The sequence below is a fragment of the Streptomyces sp. HSW2009 genome, from assembly GCF_040240285.1.
Taxonomy (GTDB): domain Bacteria; phylum Actinomycetota; class Actinomycetes; order Streptomycetales; family Streptomycetaceae; genus Streptomyces.
On sequence record NZ_JBEHZD010001016.1, the window covers coordinates 1 to 1262 of the forward strand.

Genomic DNA, 1262 nt, shown 5'->3' on the forward strand with positions numbered 1-1262 from the left:
GAACTGCACGCCGGGCTGCTGGCCGGGTGCCTGTTGCTGGTGCTCACGGTGTGCGCGCTGGCTGTGCGGTCAGTGACCGCCCGGAAGGCGCCCGGAACGCGCCCACCCGGAGCCGGGGGCCGTGGGGGGCCGCCGGGGATGCCGGGGATACCGGGGATACCGGGGATACCGACCGTACGGGCGCATGAAGCCCGTACGTGCGCCCGTACGCACATCTGTGCGCGTCCATGCAGCAGGATGGAGGCCGTGACTCCAGCTACCGAGCAGCCCAAGCAGCCCGAACCCGCGACGTCCGCGGGCGCGGAGCCCATGCCCGTGGCACCCACCGTGCCCCGGCTCATCGCCACCGACCTCGACGGCACCCTGTTGCGCGACGACAAGACCGTGTCCGAACGCACCGTCGCGGCGCTGGCCGCGGCCGAGGCCGCGGGCATCGACGTCTTCTTCGTCACCGGCCGCCCGGCCCGCTGGATGAACGTCGTCAGGGACCACCTGCACGGCCACGGCCTGGCCATCTGCGCCAACGGGGCGGCCGTCGTCGATCTCCACCAGGGCATACGGTTCGTCCTGGTACGCCCCCTGCGCGCCGAGGACGCACTCGCCGTCGTACGGGCGCTGCGCGCCGCCGCCCCCGGCACCACGTTCGCCGTCGAGCGCACCGGCGGCATCCACCACGAGCCGGCCTACCCGCCCCTGTCGTTCGACCCGTCCACGAGCATCGGCCCGGTCGACAAGCTGCTGTCCGAGGACGCCGACCAGGCGGAGCTGCCCGTCCTCAAGCTGCTCGCCCACCACCCCGACCTCGCCCCGGACGACTTCCTCGCCCTGGCCCGCGCCTCCGCCGGGCAGCACGCGACGTTCACCCGCTCCAGCCCCAGCGCCCTCCTGGAGATCAGCGCGCTCGGCGTCAGCAAGGCCAGCACGCTGGAGCAGTGCTGCGCCGAGCGGGGCATCACCCGCGACCAGGTGATGGCGTTCGGGGACATGCCCAACGACGTGGAGATGCTGAACTGGGCCGGCATGTCGTACGCGATGGCCAACGCACACCCCGAGGTCCTCGCCGCGACCAGCCGGCACGCCCCGGGCAACAACGAGGACGGCGTGGCGCGCGTGATCGAGAGCGTGCTCGGCCGGTAGCCGCCCGGGGTCGCGCCGGGGCCCGGCGCGGGGGGGGCGGGGGGGGCCGGCGGGGGGGGGGGCCCGGCCGGGGGCGGGGGGGGGGCCGGGGGGCCGGGCGCCCGGCGGGCCGCCGCCGGCCCCCC

General features: G+C 75.8%; 1 protein-coding gene. It reads left to right on the forward strand.

Features of this window, described 5'->3' with window-relative positions:
• The first annotated feature begins 237 nt into the window (after positions 1-237).
• The gene (locus AAHZ94_RS34275; protein ID WP_349997586.1) at positions 238-1137 is read left to right on the forward strand and encodes a Cof-type HAD-IIB family hydrolase; all 900 of its coding nucleotides are present in this window, start codon (positions 238-240) and stop codon (positions 1135-1137) included.
• Positions 1138-1262 lie beyond the last annotated feature (125 nt).

Bases quoted from the DNA above. Each gene is read 5' to 3' on its own strand.
- AAHZ94_RS34275 (WP_349997586.1), top strand. From the start codon at position 238: ATGGAGGCCGTGACTCCAGCTACCGAGCAGCCCAAGCAGCCCGAACCC.